Here is a 19,716-nt window from a genome sequence, read left to right on the forward strand (position 1 = left end):
AATTAACTTGCTTTAGCGACGCTGCTGAGAAATTGACTGAGACTCGGGGCCTGCTTCGACGCTGCTTTAATTTGTTGCACCATATTGCTGATGATATTCGGGACATTCGGAATATTATTCGTAACCGGGTCGTAGTTTTTAGGCCAATATGACATTGCTAATGCTAAGTTTCGCCAAGCATGTGGAGCAATGCAGTCTTGCTCAGTTAGGTAGTCTGTACCGGTATGTTCAAATAGATTGATTCTTGCCAATAAGCTTGGAGAGTAGCATTTTGAATATTCGCCATCGCCTTTCGAGGTATTCTCAGCATGGGGGAGTAACAACAAGCTTTCAAAATCACCTAAATTTCGCTGATATTTCAGGGCGAGTTGGTTAAACGTAGCGCTCAAAATTGGATAGGTTTCGCTAGCTTCCTCAAATTTTGCCGGATAAAACTGCAACCATAAGTCAATGATGTCACTAATTGCTGTGCGGCGCATCGGTAAATAATTGAGGGTAGCTGTCACGCTCGCTAAATCAATGGTGTTGGTGCTCCAAAGTCTCTCGCATTGCATATTTTGGGTTTTAGTCGTGCTTTGCCACCTCATACTCTCTGTGTTGAGTGAGTAAGTGTTGGCTAAATATGTATTAATTTCGGCCAGGCTAGCGTCTTTTATCTTTTGCTCTGTGCCGCGTAAGGTAAGCTCAATCGTGAGTTGCTTATTAACTTGTATTAATTGAGCTAGGCCATTGTTAAGCTTAATAATATCATGCTGACATCCGTCGCTTTCCTGACCTTTGATTTTGCATTCAATCTCACCCGTCCAAGTCAGTTGACTAAGCTTATCCTTTGTCGAGTCGGCCATGTTAAAGCGAGTGTCGAATACGAAATCCACGGGAAAGTGCTCGGCTGAGCCATCGCTACCAAGCGCTATAAAGTTAACTTTGCCGAGCGCTTGTTCGCTATATGTGGGGGTGACTTCGCTTTGTTTTATTAGTTTCAGATCCGTTGATTGGTGCGTGCTAATTCCCAGTTTATCGCAGAGGTAAGTCAACTGCTCTTGAAGCTTCTTAGCATTGACTACAATACCGTACTCAACACTGGAGGCAATGCTGCGTTTGTCATGACTAGGTGGCATAAAACGATTTTGGGCATACAATTGACCAACTAATGAATAACTCACTAGGCTCTCATCAATAGTCTGTTCTTTTTGTTGGCTTTGGACTAGTAAATGATGAAACTCAACACCAGATATGCTGACGCCTAAGGGGGCCCGGCTATTGAATTTTTGCGTCAAATTAACTTTGTCTGCTTGAACTGTCTTGTGCATCTCGCCAAAGTGAATATTACCGTCACAATGCTTTACTAGCGCGTCTTCTGATAGCCCAAGTGTCTTGAAAATGCGAATGAGATCTTGTTCAACTAGGTACCAATAATGTTGGTTTTTGTACTCTGATTTTGACTCTGGAGCTTGCTCAATATAAACGCTCAAAGCACAGTCCAAACTCGCGAGCTTATCTTGTAAAGTGAGGGCGGTGATCAGTCCGTTGAGAGCGGTATGAGTGTCGGTGACGATGGCGATATTTTGTAAACTCATACAGCTCGCCTATTGCCATAGAGGTTATTACCTTGAGTTTCGACTCTAGTTGACGTTTGCTGCAGTAGTTGTTGTATTGCATTTTCGTGGCTTTGCATTGAGTCGCTGTAGTCACTCACTTCGTTTCGAATGGTTTCGAGTAATTGGCTCACCGTGTTCTCGGGCACATTATCTACTCTTGGGTCGTAGCGTTTCGGAAAATACTTTTGACCCAAATAAACAGCTACCCAACTTGGCTCTAAGAAAAGGCCGTGCTGATAGGTTTCGATTACCCCAGTTTCTTTAAACAAAGCCATTTTTTGTTCCAGACTGTGCGGTATCGACATGTGTTTGCAGTACCGCCAAAATTCAGTATCCTCGCGATGGGTAGCATGATAATGAAGAATCAGAAAGTCTCTAATACGATCCATTTCATTGTCGAATGTGCGATTGAACTCATCTCGGTTCGCTGCCATTTGAGAAGACCTTGGCATGAGTTCGAGCAACTTCATTATGTTAGCTTGAATCAAGAATATGCTTGTGGATTCTAATGGCTCTAAGAATCCACTCGATAGGCCAATCGACACGCAGTTGTGTGACCACGCTTTTTTGCGTTTGCCAGTAACGAAACGTAAATGATTTGGCTCTGTGATTGGTTTGCCGCTTAAATTCTGTAGCAAAGTATCGAGGGCTTGATCTTGGTTTACAAAACTATCGCAGTATACGTGACCGTTACCTAAACGATGTTGTAAGGGAATACGCCATTGCCAACCTGCGTCTCTGGCAATGGCTTTCGTATACGGTAAAGGTGCGGAGTTTTGCTCACAAGCAACGGCGACGGCTCGATTGCAGGGAAGCCAGTGCGACCAGTCCTCGTATCCTGCATGCAAAACTTGCTCAATTAAACGGCCTCTAAAGCCTGAGCAGTCAATGAACAATTCGCCTTCAATACGTTGTCCGTTCTCACAGATTAGGCTGGTGATACTGCCGTCGCTAGCGCGTTGAACGACATCGATGATTTTTCCTTCTATACGCTTAGCGCCCAGATTTTCGGAGAACTTTCGTAAAAACCGAGCGTAGCGGCCAGCGTCAATATGGTAAGCATAAGAAAATGTAGAACTGACATGATTAAAGTCTTGGCTGGGGAACTGAAACTTTTCAGCCAAGCTGGCAACAACGGGCAGAGAATAGTCGTCGATACTATGAGCTCGGCCTGACAAGTATTCTTTTAACCAAAAGTGGTGAAAACCAATGTTCTGAATTTTGTGTCCATAGTCTCCAAAAGGGTGAATATAAGCTTGACCTTGTTGGCCCCAGTTAGCGAACTCTATACCCACTTTGTAGGTAGCACCAGTTTCGCGCATAAACTCTTGCTCATTGATACCCAAACGCTGATTGAAAAAACGTAAGTGCGGTAATGTCGCTTCACCCACGCCCACAGTGCCTATTTGTTCAGATTCAATAAGCGTAACGGTATAGTGAGGAATTAGTAGTTTTGATAAAGCTGCAGCTGTCATCCATCCGGCAGTGCCTCCGCCTAGGATGACGATGTTTTTAATTGGATGTGTTGCAGTATTGGACAAAGGAATAACACTCAAAAATAAGATCTGATGTTTTTATAACAGACTACGACTATTTAAAAAAGTAATTGCCGGCACATTAAGGTGCCGGCAAATTACAATGATAGAAATTACTATTCTATCTGGGACACAAATTTTAGAAGTTACCTCTCACAATGAAGCTGTAACGGCTATCGTTAACGAACACCCCTCTTGTACGACGGTCACCTTCAGGCGTTACCTGCATCTGAGTTACGCTTTCTGTATCGGTGATATTAGTCGCTTGGAAGCCCACTTGAATGTTATCGGTTGCTTGATAGAAAATAGATGCATCAAGGTAACCTGCGCCTTCACTAAAAATAGGTAAGGCAGTGATAACGTCCCTCGTGGTTAACAAGTACTCAGAACGCCAGTTATACGCCAAACGAGCGTTAATTTTATCTTTCTCGTATAAGGCTGTAATGTTCATCGTGTGCTTGGATAAGCCCTCTAAAGGCAAGTTTTCAAACGCTTGAACGTTTTGAGCTGCATCTCCCGGCGCATCTGGAGATAAGTTCGCGTTCGGCGAGCCCTCTTCATCTACGTAAGTGTAGTTGAACTGTGCACCTAAACCATCAAAGCCTTCTGGTAGGAAATCAAAAAACTGCTGGTACGCAACTTCAAATCCTTGAATTTTGCCTTCGTCACCATTATATGCGCCAGAAACAAGTACTGTTTGTGTGGAACCATTGTTAGTAAACTCTCTAGGACGCGCATCATTAATGAAGTAGTTCTTAAGGTCTTTGTAGAATAGTGAGGTTGTTAGTGAACCCGCTTCAGCAAAGTACCACTCGAAGGTAACATCAAAGTTATACGACTCCATTGGCTTCAAGTTCGGATTACCAGAGTTCGCAATATAACGACCAATTGTTGATAGCACTGGAATCGGCTCACCGCCATTCGGATCTGGCTCTGTTACGGTCGTGCGATCCACGCCCTGAATGTTGACATAGTTTCTCAGCAAGCCTAGCTGCGGCAAGGCAATCGCTTCTGAAATGCCCACACGCATCAACATGTCTTCGTTTAAATTAAGCTTAATATTAAAGCTAGGTAAGACATTAGTGTAGTCGTCACTTACGGTACTAGGAACACTCGTATCATTACCAAAAGCGGCTTGATCTGCAGGAAGGAAGTTATCTAAATCTTCTGGACCATCTATTAGGTTGTCTGGATAGATAACCGAACCAAAAGTATCGTTTTCTAGTTTTACATAACGTAAACCAAAGTTACCTTGGTAATCCATATCGCCTAATTCGCCATCAAAATTTGCTTTTGCGTAAAGTGCAGTCGATGTTTCGCTGGTTTCGTTTATTTCGCCAGGCGTGAAATCTGTACCCGGGATAACATTACCTCGTGCACTTAATGGAGCCCACCCGCCGGGTAGCGCTTGCGCCGCTAAAATATTGAATGGACTGTCAGGATTGACTGCATCTCTGTAGTTCTTCGCTAACTCGATACCAGGGAACAAAATCGTATTGCCGCCTTCTATATCTAGCACGCCGCCTTTACCAAAGTTATCAAAACTCACTAAGTCAGTGGGCAAGCTTTGGGTTGCAGGATCATCAAACCAAGTAATACCGCCACCAGCCCATGGTGTAGAAAGGTTACCCCAATTATATGTAGACTCACGCGTAGTTTGGTCACGATCTGAATAACGTACGCCGGTCGTAATGGCAGTAATGAAGCCACTATCTAAGGTGTATTTAGCATCAAAGCGGTATGCTGTCGATTGACCTTCATTATCTGAAACATGGTCCATCGCCGAGCGCCAAAACGTTCTATTTGGGTTTGTGAAGTGGTCCCCATCTGGACCTGGATTATCTGCAGTGTAGGCAGGATTAAATAAGCCAATTCTAGGTGTGCTGCCTTGTGTTAGGTCAAGAGAAACCGCGGCTCGTGTACCACCTTGAACTTGAAAATCTTGAATTTGCGTATCGGCATCAACGCGTTGAACATCAAAATTGAAGGCCCAAGTATCATTTGGCGTATACTTGACGTTAAAGCTGATATCTTGAACTGAACTATCGTCTTCACGTGCCCTTGAAACCATAGAGTGTAAGTTACCGAAAACTCCTCCTGGTGCTCTATCAGCGTATTCGTCTGGACCACGCCAACCCGCTGTTGAGCTAATGACGCCATTCTGGAAGTAACCTTGGTCATCAAATTCATACTGTGTGCCTTCTGCAGGCACCAAATCACCGATACGGTCATCATCGCCGAATTCAACCGCGTTTTCAGTCCATGCAAGGTTTGCGTCAGAGCGAATAAACTCTGCGGTGACTTCTAATGTTCTTTCTGTGTTTTCATATTGAAGCACTGCAGCAAAACCTTGGCGCTCTCTGTCATCTTGCTTTCTAGCAAAACGACCAGACCTAGGTACGAATACAGTTTGCCCATCGACTTGCGCATTTTGCTCCGTGAATTGACCAACTTGTGTGGCATCTGATTGTGCTTTTAACTCAGACGTTGAAGCATTCAACAACAAACCAAAACGTCCCGCGTCGGATTCAAATACGTCGCTATATAAGAAAGAGAAGGACGGTGTTGTTTCTTCTATAAAGTCTGCATAGGTAGCATCTGCTGAAAACGCAATGATTCTCTCGCCAGAATCGAATGGCTTTTTCGTGTTTAAATTAACGGTACCTGCGATACCGCCTTCAACCATATCTGCCGTTTGGTTCTTGAATACTTCTACTGAACCAATAAGTTCTGGTGGTACATCTTCAAAACTTAAGGACCGACCAGAGTTTGCCGTAAACGTGTCACGACCGTTAAATTCGCTGCGCACTTGTGTCAAACCACGAACAACTAGGCCACTGCCTTCTGTACCAAAGTGGTCTGGGTCATTTGGCGCGGCGAAGCGACCAATGGATACACCCGGTACACGAGATATCGCTTCCAAGACACTGCGGTCAGGAAGTACACCGATATCAGAAGCAGACAAGGCATCGAGTAAAGTCTCACCTTCACGACGCATATCCTGTGCTTTTATTAAGTTTCCACGCACGCCACGTACATCGATAACTTCTACTACATCGTCTTCGTCTTCGGTCGCTTTCTCTTGAGCATATACCGGAGCAGACGTTACGCCTATAACGGCGGAGGCGAGTAGGGAGTATTTAAATAATGTATTTAAACCCTTGTTGTGTTTCTTATTGCTCTTTGACATCAGTCTAATCCTAGTCTTTTGGTCGCGTTTTGATGGTCATCTTCTACCATCACGACTTATTATCGGTTTTCACTTCAAACCATTCAAATCTAATCAGTTGTGTGTCCAAACTTGAAATTATTGCTCGAAATGTCATGTAATCGTTTTCATTTGCATCTAAAAAAAAGCGCAATCTGTTTGTTATGTTGGAGAAAACGACTGTAAACACATGTTAAAAATTCCAACATGTTCGTAACATAATGTCGTTTTGTGAAATTGTCAACAGTTTGTTAATGAGTTATGTAAGCGCTTTCTTTTTGCTGTTTAAGTGTTGTATACTCCGGTTTACAGTTTGCTTATTTCATTCTCAAGTCATGTGATATATGGCGTTGATAATAATGTCGATATTCGAAGTGCTTGAAACTAATAGAGAAAATAAATCCTATTTAGTGATGTAAAAGTAAACAAATTGTTATTTTTGAATTGTAAACGATTACATAATCATTTATCGTTTGCTCAGCATTACTAATGTTAATTTAACTTATTAATGAAAAAACATAAGCTGGATACGAAAAAAAGAATAAAAAACAATAGGCTTGCGAGTAAACCTGTAGCTAGGTAATTAATATTTTATCCGTTTTTTGTTCATTGATCCGCCAGCTTGTCGTCAATATCGAATCATCACAATTGGCGAATGACTATAGTTTTCTGTGAAAGTAGTGAAAATGAATGAAAATTTCGATTATTGATATCTCTATCGTTCTAGCTTACCTCATTGCGATTGTCGCAATTGGTTTTGTTTTGAAAAAGCGGGCTTCAAAGGACATGCAGGCCTATTACCAAGGGGGTAAGAAACTTCCTTGGTATATGTTGGGCTTATCCAATGCCAGTGGCATGTTTGATATATCTGGGACGATGTGGTTAGTCACACTTTGTTTCGTCTACGGTATGAAAAGCATTTGGATCCCGTGGTTGTGGCCAGTATTTAACCAAGTCTTTTTGATGGTCTATTTGTCTTTATGGCTGCGTCGCTCTAACGTATTAACTGGTGCGGAATGGATGAGAACACGCTTTGGCGATGGACAGGGCGGCAAGTTAGCTCATTTAGTCGTGGTGCTTTTCGCGATCATTGGGGTACTCGGCTTTCTTGCTTATGGGTTTGTAGGTATTGGTAAATTTATCGAAATATTTGTTCCATGGGAATCCGTTTCTCCTTTCTTACCATTTGAACTAGCCGCCCAGAATGTGCCTTATTTCTACGGCATTCTATTCACCTCGATTGCGACTTTATATGTCATGTTAGGTGGCATGATGAGTATTGTGTGGGCCGATGTTTTGCAGTTCACCATCATGACCTTCGCAGCACTCGCTATTGGCATTATTGCCATGGTGCAAATTACGCCAGAAATGTTACAAGCTGCGGTACCAGAGGGGTGGGCCAATCCATTCTTTGGTTGGACGCTTGATGTCGATTGGTCAGGCAAGATCGACGAAGTTAACGACAAAATCCTGTCAGATGGCTACTCGTTGTTCAGCATCTTCGTCATGATGATGGTTTTCAAGGGCGTACTGGTGAGCGCTGCCGGACCCGCACCGAACTATGACATGCAGAAGATCTTAGCGACAAAGTCTCCTCGTGAAGGCGCCTTAATGAGTGGTTTTGTATCTATAGTATTGATGCCAATTCGCTACTTCATGATTGCCGGGTTCACTGTATTAGCCATTGTGTTTTACGATCAGCTTGACCTGATTTCTGGTGGCAAACTCGATTTTGAGAATATTCTGCCCAGCGCTATTTTAGAATTCGCCCCGGTTGGCATTATGGGAATTCTACTGGCTGGGCTCATCGCTGCTTTTATGTCGACGTTCGCCTCGACTGTGAATGCTGCACCGGCTTATCTAGTGAATGACATTTATCTACGCTATATCAATCCTAGCGCTTCAAATAAAACCTTAATAAGAGCTAGCTATATTGTGTCGGTATCTGTTGTTCTTATCAGCACCGTCATTGGCTTGTATGTGCAAAGTATCAATAGCGTTTTGCAGTGGTTAGTATCCGGTCTTTGGGGTGGCTACGTTATTTCTAATGTCTTGAAATGGTATTGGTGGCGTCTAAATGGACAGGGCTATTTCTACGGTATGTTGTCAGGCATTGTTGGTGCCTTATTGTTCCCGCCCATTTTCAAAAGTCTTTTCCCAGATGTTGCTGGTGATATCGTACCGCTAACCGTATTCCCATTAATTTTAATTACTTCTGGCATAATTTGTGTGGTCACCAGTTTGTACACGCAAGAGGATGATAGAGAGGTACTCAAACGCTTTTACAGAACGGTCAATCCTTGGGGCTTCTGGGGGCCGGTAAAAGCTGATGTCTTAAGAGACGATCCAAATTTCAAACCCAACCCGCACTTTAAACGAGATATGCAAAACATCGTTGTAGGTGTAATAACGCAAACATGCTTAGTCGCACTGCCTATATTCATTGTCATTAAAGAATGGCAATCGATGGCGACGACAATGGCTATCCTGTTGATTAGTGCCTTAGTTTTGAAGAAGAACTGGTACGATAAACTAAGAACTGATGCATTATGAGTATAAAAAACAAAAGCTATGGGCACTTTGACGATGCCAACTATGAATACGTTATCACTAGTCCTTTTACACCCACACCGTGGATCAACTACTTAGGCAATGATGGCTTTCATGGTTTGATTTCCAATACTGCGGGTGGGTATTGCTTCTATCGCGATCCGAAGTTTCGCCGTTTAACGCGCTATCGTTACAATAATGTGCCAGTCGATACAGGTGGTCGGTACTATTACTTAAAAACGGATGACGACATGTGGTCTGCCTCAGGCCGTCCAGTTGAAACTGAATTAGATAGCTTTGAATGCCGCCATGGCATGGGCTACAGTCGCTTTCTATCGAGAAAAGGTAGCATTAGTTCCGAGCTTACTTGCTTTGTGCCTTTAGGTGAAACGGCAGAAGTACATAAATTGACGGTCACTAATGAAGGGACTTCAAGCAAGGAGTTAAGCTTGTTCTCTTATCTTGAGTGGTGTTTGTGGAATGCTGAGGATGATGGCGCGAATTTTCAGCGTAACCTATCTACAGGCGAAGTTGAGGTTGAAGGGAGCACTTTGTTTCATAAGACAGAGTACCGTGAACGTCGAAACCACTATTCATTCTTCCACGTCAACCAGTCAATCACTGGCTACGATACTGATCGTGAATCATTTTTAGGGCCTTATCGCGGTGTGCACAAACCCTTAGCGGTTACCAATGGGCAGTCTACAAACTCGGTAGCGCATGGGTGGTCACCTATTGCTAGCCACCACATCAATATGAAGCTGGCTCCGGGTGAAACACGTGAACTGATGTTTGTTCTCGGTTATGTCGAAGTTGCACCAGCGGAGAAGTGGGAATCAAAGGGGATTATTAATAAACAGCCAGCGCAGGCATTGATAGCCAAGTTTGATACTACTGAAAAAGTGAATTCTGCACTGGATGAGCTACATACCTATTGGCATACCTTGCTAAACAAGTGCCATGTTTCAACGCCTGATGACCGTTTCAACAGGGCTTTAAATATCTGGAATCAATACCAGAACATGGTCACTTTTAATCTGTCCCGTAGTGCCTCCTTTTATGAGTCAGGCATTGGTCGAGGAATGGGTTTTAGAGATTCTAATCAAGACACTATCGGCTTTGCACATATGGTGCCTGAAAAGGTTAGAGAGAGGATTTTAGACTTATCTGCGACACAAAAAGCGGATGGTTCGGCTTATCACCAATATCAACCTCTAACGAAAAAAGGCAACAGCGCTATTGGTGGCAACTTCAATGATGATCCCATGTGGATGGTATTCTCGACATGTAACTACATTAAAGAAACGGGCGACTTTAGCATCCTTGATGAGCAAGTTCCTTTTGACAATGACGATACAACGAAAGCCCCACATTTTGAGCATCTAAAACGAGCATTTGATCATGTCGTCAATAATTTAGGGCCACACAAGCTGCCTTTGATAGGGCGTGCTGATTGGAACGATTGTCTTAATCTAAATTGCTTTTCTACTGACCCAAATGAGTCTTTTCAAACGACGCAACGTGGTAAATCCGATATCGCTGAGTCACTCATGATAGCTGGTCAATTTGTCGCTTACGGGCAAGAGTTTATTGCCCTGTGTAAGCAGCTAAATAAAGATGACTTAGCAACTGATTGCCAGTTGCATGTTGACGCTATGATTCAAGCAGTGAATGAACATGGTTGGGATGGCGACTGGTTCCTAAGAGCATACAATGCCTTAGGAGATAAAGTGGGGAGCCATGAGAATGAGGAAGGTAAAATATTTATAGAGTCCCAAGGTTTCTGTGTGATGGCGGGAATTGGCTTGGACGATGGGAGGGCTGCGAAAGCATTGCGTTCAGTAGAGATGCACTTGGCAACAGAGCATGGCGTGATGCTGCAACAGCCAGCTTATTCAGAATATGATAAATACTTAGGTGAAATTAGCTCGTATCCACCTGGCTACAAAGAAAACGCGGGGATCTTCTGTCACAATAATCCTTGGATTGTGATTGCTGAAGCGATGTTGGGCAATGGTGATAAAAGTTACGACTATTTTACACGTATAACGCCGTCGTTTTTGCAAGACATACAAGATCTGCGTAAGAGCGAGCCATATGTTTACAGTCAAATGGTTGCTGGGCGAGATGCGGCAACGCCAGGGCAAGCAAAGAACTCTTGGTTAACCGGTACTGCTGCATGGTGTTATTATGCAGCCTCACATTATATTTTGGGTATTCAGCCGGACTATGATGGCTTATCTTTATCGCCGTGTTTACCGAAATCATGGTCAGAGGTGAAGATTCATCGAGAGTATCGTGGGGCTCAGTATGATATTACCCTGAGCAATCCAAAAGGATTGTCTACAGGTATTTACAAACTAACTGTGGACGGTGAAGTGCAAATTGGTAACACGATTAACTTTGAGCGATTCAATGCTTCGCATAAAGTTGAATTGACCTTGGAAAAAGCATAGAGGAAATAAAAAATGAAGAATATAAAAGAGTCTAGTAAACGCTTTTTCACTATTACCTTCGCTTTTTTATTGATGGCGGGAAACGTCTCTGCCGGTCAGAAAGATTGGTGGAATATTCCTTATCCAGCTGGTTTTGACGCCAGCCAGCTAAAACCTCAATCCTTCATTAAGGTCAAAGGAAATAAACTAGTGGATGACAAGGGCGATGCTTTTTTGTTTAAAGGAATGAATATCGCTTCACCCGACAAACTAGTGCATCAATCTCAATGGAAGAAGTCACTGTTTAAAGAGCTTAAAGATTGGGGAGTAAACGTCATTCGTTTACCTATACACCCAATAGGATGGAGAGCTACAGGTGAAAGTGAGTACCTACAACTAATTGACCAAGCAGTAGTGTGGGCGAATGCATACGATATTTATTTGATCATAGATTGGCACTCAATCGGTTACCTACCCGACGGCCTGTTTCAGCATCCGATGTATGTCACGACAGAGCAGGAAACGATGCAATTTTGGCAAACCATTGCTAAGCGTTACACCAATATTCCGACCGTTGCCGTTTATGAAATTTTTAACGAACCGACCGATATTGGTGGCAAAGCAGGTAAAGCAGATTGGATGGAATGGAAAGCCTTCAATGAAAAAGTGATTGATGTGATTTTTGCACATGATCGCAATGTCATTCCATTGGTTGCAGGTTTCAATTGGGCCTATGACTTAAGACCAGTACTTGATAATCCTATTGCACGCCCCGGAGTTGCTTATGCTTCGCATCCATATCCGCAGAAGGAAAGCCCCAGTGTAGCCAACAAAGAAAACTTTTTTAGGCTGTGGAATGACGCGTGGGGTAAGGTTGCGGCGACATATCCGATTATTGCCACTGAGTTGGGCTGGGTAAGAAAGGATGGTGTAGGCGCCCATATTCCAGTCATTAATGATGGTAGTTATGGGCCCATGATCATTGAGTTCATGGACCAACGCAATATCTCCTGGGTAGCATGGGTATTTGACCCGGAATGGTCACCTACGATGATTCATGACTGGGACTTTACTCCTACTGAACAAGGCGAATTTTTCAAAAAGGTATTGCAATCGCAGTAGCAAACCCACTCGTCATTCCCTCGCAGGAGGGAACCCTGCTCGTCATTCCCTCGCAGGAGGGAACTACTCGTCATTCCCTCGTAGGAGGGAACCTAGATTGCTGCCTTCGCAGCAATGACAGGGGAGGGGAACCCACTCGTCATTCCCTCGCAGGAGGGAACCTAGATTGCTGCCTTCGCAGCAATGACAGGGGGAGGAACCTACTCGTCATTCCCTCGTAGGAGGGAACCTAGATTGCTGCCTTCGCAGCAATGACAGGGGAGGGGAACCCACTCGTCATTCCCTCGCAGGAGGGAACCTAGATTGCTGTCTTCGCAGCAATGACGGTTGATGCAGCAGTGAAGTCTTAAAATACACGATGTTTCCCTCCCGAAACCAAGGTCAGCAGAATAGACTATCTATAAATAAAACAAATAGTTCATACATAGACTTAACATCATCTTGTTAATAGTATGTGTGTAATTTGTAAATTCCGTGTTTTGGCTAGCGTGTACAACATCGTCGAATCACGCTAAAAGTAGAGTTTCCCCTCATGAATAACCGTATCCCAAGAGACAGTGACAACGACTATACCGCAGACATGGCGAAAGCGCGTCGAGACTACTTGTTTGAAAAAACAGGTACGTCGACCGAACACATAGGGCAATATTCTTTCGATCCCCAATGTACAGCCGGCAATATCGAAAACTTTATTGGTGTTGCGCAAGTACCAATAGGCTTAGCTGGTCCCTTGTTTGTCAACGGCGAGCATGCACAGGGAGAGTTTTTCGTGCCAATGGCAACAAGTGAGGGCACTCTTGTTGCTAGTTATAATAGAGGAATGCGTTTATTGCGCGCTGCTGGTGGCGCAAAGGTCACTGTCGTCGATGATGCGATGCAGCGAGCGCCAGTCTTTATTTTTAACGATGCACGAGAAGCACGAGACTTCGGTGTATGGATAGAGGAAAACGTTGAAGCAATAAAAAGTGTTGCTGAATCGACGACAAAATCTGGCAAGCTTCGAAATATTGAACAATACGCTGCGGGACGAATGCGGTATTTGCGTTTTAACTTCACTACGGGTGATGCGGCGGGTCAAAATATGGTAGGAAAAGCCACTTATGTTGCCTGTGAATGGATAAAAAAGCAGTATGCCGGAATTGACCGCTACATGCTGTCGGGTGCAATGGACACGGACAAAAAACATTCGCAACTCAATACGCTGAACACACGCGGCAAGAGAGTTATTGCTGAAGCCGTTCTGCCCAGTGAGCTTATTCAAGAAATCATGGGTGTGTCGGCTATGACATTGTACAAAGCTAGGGCAATTACGCAGGTTGGAAACTTTATGGCGGGCTCGGTAAATACTGGCGCCCATTCTGCCAATGGTATTACTGCAACGTTCATCGCAACGGGGCAAGATGTGGCTAATGTTGCAGAGTCTTCAGCGGCAGTAACCTATGCTGATATCGATGACCAAGGAAACTACTATCTATCGATAACAATCCCCTCATTAATCGTCGCGACTTATGGCGGCGGCACTGCCTTACCTACCCAACAAGAATGTTTAAAATTACTGGGTTGCGCTGGCGAAGGTAAGGTTAGAAAGTTAGCCGAAATAATTGGTGCTACCGTGCTAGCCGGTGAGTTATCGCTGATGAGTGCAGTGCTTGCGGGCGATTGGGTCAGTAGCCATGATAGTTTAGGTAGAAACCGCTAGGGCAGAATGTCAAATTTTAACTGGATGAACAAGGAATAGACCAATGTGGCGTGCTCTAAAAGGTGTTTTGCTTTTCTTAATAGTCCTAGTTTGTGGCTTTGGGATTTATGTTTATCTGCATAAAGAGCCAGATCGGCCTCTTGCAGACTTGACTGAGCGCTGGGCTCAGCCGCCATCTACATTCATTGAGCTGGCAGGCATGCTAGTGCATTTGCGCGATGAAGGGCCTCGAAATGACAAAGCCCCAATTATATTGATTCATGGTACCAGCGCATCACTGCACACATGGGATGGGTGGGCACAAGTGCTTTCTCAGGATAGGCGCGTTATTCGTTTTGATTTGCCCGCTTTTGGCTTAACAGGACCTGAGCCAAACAACAATTATACGATTGAACGATATGCTGAATTTGTCGTGACAGTCATGGATCATTTAGGTGTAGATAACGCGATTTTAGCGGGTAACTCTTTGGGCGGATATATTGCGTGGTCAACAGCCGTCCTGCATCCTTCGCGTGTTCATCAGTTGGTGCTGGTGGACGCGAGTGGTTATCCTTATGAGTCAGAGTCGGTGCCAATTGCCTTTAAGATTTCTCAACACCCAATCGCCAGTGTGTTACTAAAAGATTTCATCCCTAAGGCATTAGTCGAAAATAGCGTAAAGAATGTTTATGGTAATCCTGATCTCGTGAGCCAAGAGTTGGTCGAGCGTTATTATCAGCTGTCATTACGAGAGGGCAATAGAAGTGCACTTAGTGAGCGATTCAAACAAACAAAGCCAGGGGCTTTAGCGGCCAGTATTCCAGACATAAAGGTTCCGACACTTATTTTGTGGGGAGCCAAGGACAAGCTTATCCCATTGAAACAGGGAGAGCGCTTTAATCAAGAGATACTAGGCAGTCAGTTGATTGTGTTTGATGGGCTAGGGCATGTACCCCATGAAGAAGATCCGCAAGCCACGGTTGACGCAGTGCTGAGCTTTTTGGATTGAAAATCTACTCGTCATTCCCTCGTAGGAGTGAACCTAGATTGCTGCCTTCGCAGCAATGACAGGAGCGCTTAACTTCTATCTTTAGCGTGGCACGGGCCCAGTGCTTTGACGCACAACTAACTCAAAGGGAAGCTTAATCACTTTTTGTTCTGGCCGATTTCCTTTCAATTGCTCAACCAATAGTTGCATGCAATTTCTACCAATATCTTCGAGGGGCTGACGGATTGTTGTGAGCTTAGGGTACATTAGTTCAGCATACGAAATATCATCAAAGCCAATCACAGAGATATCCTCTGGAATGCGGTAATCATATTCGCGCAAAGCATTCATGGCGCCAATCGCCATATCGTCACTGAAGCAAAAAACGGCTGTAGGACGATGCCTTAATCTAAGCAGTTTCTCCATTGCTTCAATACCAGAAACGGTGCGGTAGTCGCCACGAATTATCAAGTTTTTATTGATTTCAATATTGGCTTCAGTCAACGCTTGCTTGTAACCAGCGAGTCTTTCTAATGTGCTCGGCGTATCTTTCGGTCCCATAACAGCAGCAATACAGGTATGGCCTAAATCAAGAAGGTGTTGAACGGCTGCTCGACCACCCGCTTTATTGTCGATAAGCACCTTGTAAATATCTTCATTATCGATCTCTTCACATGAGTTTACTAAAGGCGGTAACTGCTCTGTGACGGGTTTATTTTCTTGCAAAGTAAAAGGGAGGTTGGGAGTAAAGATCAAAATACCATCGGCTTGACCCGAGGAGACCATGTCGGCGTAGTGTTGTTCGCGCTCCTCTTGATTTTGTGTATCTCCAAGTAAAACGGAATAACCTGCTTTATGCGCTTCGCTCTCGATGGCACGAATAATACCAGCATTCACTTGATTGGTGATGTCGGGCATAACCACCACCACATTCCCGCTTTTTTGGGTGCGCAAGCTAGCGCCGAATCGATTCGGTTTATAACCCGTTTCCTTGACAGCTTTGAGCACGCGGGTGCGAGTATCCTTACTTACTAATTCTGGATTTCTTAGGGTACGACTGACGGTAGCAGACGAGACTCCAGAACGAGCAGCGATATCTTTGATTCCGACTTTTGACACAGCGATCTCTCTTTTAGCTATGGATTTACTTTTGAAATCTCTTGTTTTTATTTCATGAAACGGGTGAAAACAGCAAATTATTTGCAATCGTTTACATGAGTTAAATTGCTATGCTTCATAGAATAGCACTGTATGGCTGATATTGCGCCAGAAAATGTGAAAAAAATGATCAATTTATTTGCATTTATTAACAAGTATGGGTTATTTTAATGAAAACGTTTACATTTTTATTCGTTGCCACTTAAGTTGAGCTGTAAAAGCCATTAAAATCAATGTGATGGATGAAATTATAATAAGAGTGATGTAACAGCACCGTGCAACTTTGCACATTGCATGTAGAGGAAAGTAATGGACACAACTAACAACACAGCAGGTGAATTAGGTCAGCAACCTAGTTATCGACTACCACTAGCAATATTAACGATTCTCTTTTTTATGTGGGGGTTTATTACTAGTCTAAATGACATCTTGATTCCGCACTTAAAAGCCTTATTTGATCTTACCTATTTTAAAGCGATGGCGGTTAACTCAGCGTTCTTTGGTGCTTACGCTTTAGTGTCCTATCCTGCCGGCATGATGGTGAAAAAAACAGGTTATCAAAAGGGCCTAGTGATTGGTTTGATTATCGCATCTCTGGGTTGTGTTGGTTTTGCTATGGCCGCTGACGTGCATCAGTATTGGGTGTTTCTCTTAGCTTTATTCGTGTTGGCTTCGGGGATCACCATATTGCAGGTCTCGGCCAACCCATTTGTTTCTCACTTGGGGCCAGAGAAAACAGCCTCAAGTCGATTAACCTTAACCCAAGCATTTAACAGTTTAGGCACCACATTAGCTCCCGCTTTTGGTTCCGTTTTTATACTGTCAGTGGCTGTGTTGAGCGCTGAACAGCTTGCAGCCTTAGCGCCAGAGCAACTAAATCAATACTATCTGGATCAAGCCTCATCCGTTAAGTTTCCGTATTATTTGTTAGCCACGGTATTATTTTCTTTAGCGATCATCTTTGCGTTTATTAAACTACCAAATTTAAAACAAGATGAAGAAACTAGCATTGCAGACAATGACTCCGTTTTCAAACATCGACACCTTGTATTGGGTGTACTTGCAATATTTATGTATGTGGGTGGTGAAGTGGCGATAGGAAGCTTGCTCGTCAATTTTTTCAAAGAGCCTAACATTGCCGGCATGACAGAAAAAGTGGGTGCTGCCTACGTTACTTACTATTGGGGCGGTGCGATGATTGGTCGTTTCATTGGTGCTTATCTTATGTTGAAGGTGGCAGCAAACAAAGTGCTCACTTTCAATGCTTTAATGGTCATTGTGCTAATAGTCATTGCGATTGTTGCGGATGGAAAACTGGCCATGTGGTCAATCTTGGGTGTGGGTTTCTTTAACTCCATCATGTTCCCAACTATTTTTAGTTTGGCGATTCATAAACTTGGCGCTTTGAGCAGTCGTGGTTCGGGTTTCCTCTGTGTCGCCATTGTGGGTGGCGCATTGATTCCACCCCTACAAGGAATAGTAGCTGACACTATCGGTATTCAATTGTCGTTCATTGTGCCTATTTTTTGCTACGTTTATATCGCATATTATGGCTTCAAGGGCTACAAGCCAAAAGAGTCTTAGTACTATTTTTTCCTGCCAATACCTCTTTTAATCCCGAGGTAAGCTTGCTAATACGTCTTTATTCTTTGATAAAGGCGTTTTTTTGTTTAAGCTGAACGTAAATGAGAGCTATCCCTTTCTAATAAAGACAAGTGCCCATTAGCTGAAGTAACGGACCTTTTTATTTCGTGAGAAGCAAATGTCATAGACCTTATTCACAAGGAAATGTATGCGTAACAAGATCTTCAAAATATTAATTTCGATAAATTTATTGGTGCTCGCTCTTGGCTTGCTGTCTTTGAATTTCCTCTGGGTGTTGTTACTCACTGGGTCCTTATTAGCGATTGCCATCTATGATAGTCAGCAAACCAAACATGCTATTTTACGAAACTTTCCATTGATTGGCCGCGCACGTTGGATGATTGAGGATGTGCGTCCTTTTGTTCAGCAATATATTCTTGAAACTGATACCGGTGGCGCGCCCATCTCTAGAATGTTTAGAAATATAGTGTATCAGCGAGCGAAAAATAGTCGCGATACCATTCCTTTTGGTACGCAAGTAGACACTTATAAGACTGGATATGAGTGGATTGGACATTCATTATCTGCCTTTAATATTAGTGAAATAAATAAGGCCCCTCGCATCACAATCGGCAGTAAACACTGCAAACAACCCTATTCCGCCAGTATTCTAAATATATCTGCGATGAGTTTTGGTTCGCTAAGTAAACCCGCTTTATTGGCTTTGAATAAAGGCGCCAAGCTGGGAGGTTTTTATCACAATACTGGTGAAGGCGGTGTCAGTCCTTATCACTTAGAACACAACGCTGATGTCGTATGGCAAATAGGAACAGGTTATTTCGGCTGTCGCAATGACGAGGGTGGTTTTTGCCCTGAGAAATTCGAAAAACAAGCACGTCATCAAAATATAAAAATGATAGAAATCAAACTCTCTCAAGGGGCGAAGCCTGGTCATGGTGGTATTCTACCAGCGAGTAAGAACACACAAGAGATCGCCGATATACGTGGCGTAAGAGTTGGCACTCAAGTTGATTCACCATCCATTCACAGCGCTTTTCAAACGCCGATGCAGTTGATTCAATTTGTCGATACTTTACGTGAGCTCAGCGGCGGCAAACCGATAGGGATTAAATTGGCTTTAGGTCGTCGAAGTGAGTTTGTCGCTATTTGTAAAGCCATGGTAGAACTCAATGTTACGCCTGATTTTGTGACTGTGGATGGCGGCGAAGGCGGCACCGGTGCTGCACCACTAGAGTATTCCAATTCAATTGGCTCCCCTCTAAGAGAAGCGTTGGCGTTTGTTGATGACTGTTTAACCGGTTACGGCGTTCGTGAAGACGTAAAAATTATTGCTTCAGGTAAAATTATTTCGGGCTTCCACTTGGTTAAAAATTTAGCCTTGGGCGCAGACGTTTGTAATAGCGCACGCGGCATGATGCTTGCCCTCGGTTGCGTGCAATCTCTTTCATGCAATACCAATGAATGCCCAACCGGTGTAGCGACACAGGATCCCAGCTTACACAAAGGTTTGGTGCCTGAGAATAAAGCGGTTCGTGTATTCCAGTTTCATAAAAAGACTATCCATGCCACGGTAGACATCATATCGTCAGCAGGCTTGAAGTCGCCGAGTGACCTAAATCGAACGCATATTTTTAGGAGAGTGAATCAACAAGAAGTGAAACGCTATGATGAAATCTTTCCACATATGGTTGTGGGTGGGTTTTTAAAAGACTGTATTCCTGATAATTACGCGATTGATATTGAGGAAGCTGATGCGAACAGCTTTGCGCCTAAACGCACCTTAACTAGCATCAATCAAGAAACGAAATCATTGTGCGAGAATGAGGCGTCGTAAGCCCG

The 19,716-nt window shown here is 43.7% G+C and carries 11 protein-coding genes; 7 read left to right on the forward strand and 4 right to left on the reverse strand.

What is annotated here, in order from left to right; all coding sequences use genetic code 11:
• Positions 1-2: 2 nt before the first annotated feature.
• From RM556_RS09820 to RM556_RS09830, 3 genes are all read right to left on the reverse strand, one after another.
• Complete coding sequence (locus RM556_RS09820; RefSeq protein WP_311361177.1) at positions 3-1,577, reverse strand: tryptophan 7-halogenase; 1,575 nt, start codon at positions 1,575-1,577, stop codon at positions 3-5.
• Positions 1,574-3,073 (reverse strand): tryptophan halogenase family protein, encoded by a 1,500-nt coding sequence (locus RM556_RS09825; RefSeq protein ID WP_409220078.1) that lies wholly within the window; start codon positions 3,071-3,073, stop codon positions 1,574-1,576. The genes RM556_RS09820 and RM556_RS09825 overlap by 4 nt, the downstream gene beginning before the upstream one ends.
• A gap of 199 nt (positions 3,074-3,272) precedes the next feature.
• Positions 3,273-6,323 (reverse strand): TonB-dependent receptor, encoded by a 3,051-nt coding sequence (locus RM556_RS09830; protein ID WP_311374488.1) that lies wholly within the window; start codon positions 6,321-6,323, stop codon positions 3,273-3,275.
• Positions 6,324-7,031: 708 nt separating this feature from the next.
• Between RM556_RS09830 and RM556_RS09835 the strand changes: the two genes are divergently transcribed.
• The 5 genes from RM556_RS09835 (at position 7,032) to RM556_RS09855 (ending at position 15,135) form a co-directional block, all read left to right on the forward strand.
• Complete coding sequence (locus RM556_RS09835) at positions 7,032-8,894, forward strand: sodium:solute symporter family protein (RefSeq protein WP_311374489.1); 1,863 nt, start codon at positions 7,032-7,034, stop codon at positions 8,892-8,894.
• Complete coding sequence (locus RM556_RS09840; RefSeq protein ID WP_311374490.1) at positions 8,891-11,347, forward strand: GH36-type glycosyl hydrolase domain-containing protein; 2,457 nt, start codon at positions 8,891-8,893, stop codon at positions 11,345-11,347. Before RM556_RS09835 ends, RM556_RS09840 begins: the two co-directional genes overlap by 4 nt.
• 12 nt (positions 11,348-11,359) lie before the next feature.
• On the forward strand, positions 11,360-12,448 hold the full coding sequence (locus RM556_RS09845) for a glycoside hydrolase family 5 protein (protein ID WP_311374491.1): 1,089 nt from the start codon (positions 11,360-11,362) through the stop codon (positions 12,446-12,448).
• Positions 12,449-12,980: 532 nt separating this feature from the next.
• Positions 12,981-14,147, forward strand: coding sequence for a hydroxymethylglutaryl-CoA reductase (locus RM556_RS09850; protein ID WP_311361183.1), 1,167 nt, complete (start codon positions 12,981-12,983; stop codon positions 14,145-14,147).
• Positions 14,148-14,190: 43 nt separating this feature from the next.
• Complete coding sequence (locus tag RM556_RS09855; protein WP_311361184.1) at positions 14,191-15,135, forward strand: alpha/beta hydrolase; 945 nt, start codon at positions 14,191-14,193, stop codon at positions 15,133-15,135.
• 81 nt (positions 15,136-15,216) lie between these two features.
• On the opposite strand, the gene RM556_RS09860 is transcribed toward RM556_RS09855, so the two are convergent.
• On the reverse strand, positions 15,217-16,233 hold the full coding sequence (locus tag RM556_RS09860; protein ID WP_311361185.1) for a LacI family DNA-binding transcriptional regulator: 1,017 nt from the start codon (positions 16,231-16,233) through the stop codon (positions 15,217-15,219).
• 348 nt (positions 16,234-16,581) lie between these two features.
• Here RM556_RS09860 and RM556_RS09865 point away from each other — a divergent pair, with 348 nt between their 5' ends.
• A complete protein-coding gene (locus RM556_RS09865; RefSeq protein ID WP_349254655.1) occupies positions 16,582-17,856 on the forward strand; it encodes a sugar MFS transporter in 1,275 nt (424 codons plus the stop codon).
• Between the two features lie 208 nt (positions 17,857-18,064).
• On the forward strand, positions 18,065-19,711 hold the full coding sequence (locus RM556_RS09870; RefSeq protein ID WP_311361186.1) for an FMN-binding glutamate synthase family protein: 1,647 nt from the start codon (positions 18,065-18,067) through the stop codon (positions 19,709-19,711).
• The last annotated feature ends 5 nt before the right edge of the window (positions 19,712-19,716 follow it).

This window comes from Alteromonas sp. W364 (genome assembly GCF_031846205.1).
Taxonomy (GTDB): Bacteria; Pseudomonadota; Gammaproteobacteria; order Enterobacterales; family Alteromonadaceae; genus Glaciecola; species Glaciecola blandensis.